The sequence below is a fragment of the Phormidium sp. CCY1219 genome (assembly GCF_055795085.1).
In genome coordinates, this window is sequence record NZ_JAYFEQ010000324.1 from 1 (window position 1) to 236 (window position 236).

The 236-nt window shown below is 44.5% G+C and carries 1 protein-coding gene; it reads right to left on the minus strand.

What is annotated here, in order from left to right; genetic code table 11:
* Positions 1-173 (minus strand): RRXRR domain-containing protein (locus tag AC0QH1_RS05700; RefSeq protein WP_324629962.1); only part of this gene is annotated, 173 nt, incomplete at its 3' end.
* Positions 174-236: the final 63 nt, after the last annotated feature.

A 236-nucleotide genomic window follows, 5' to 3' on the forward strand; every position in this document is an offset into this window, starting at 1 on the left:
AGTCTGTATTCTGGTTTTTTTACCGACGAGTCCTCTTCTGTGTCTTTCAACATGATGGTGAAAGGGTAGCGTCGCAGTACAACAGCCCTTTCTTCTTTGAGAAATTTTCTTGCCCTTGCCGGATGACAGGGGTTTAGCGGTTTTCTGTTTTTATCTACCACTAGTACGAACATGAGTTGGTTGTCTCCTGTTTCCAGGGTAAAGTTTGCCTCGAAGTTGTTAGGTGGTCGGTACTT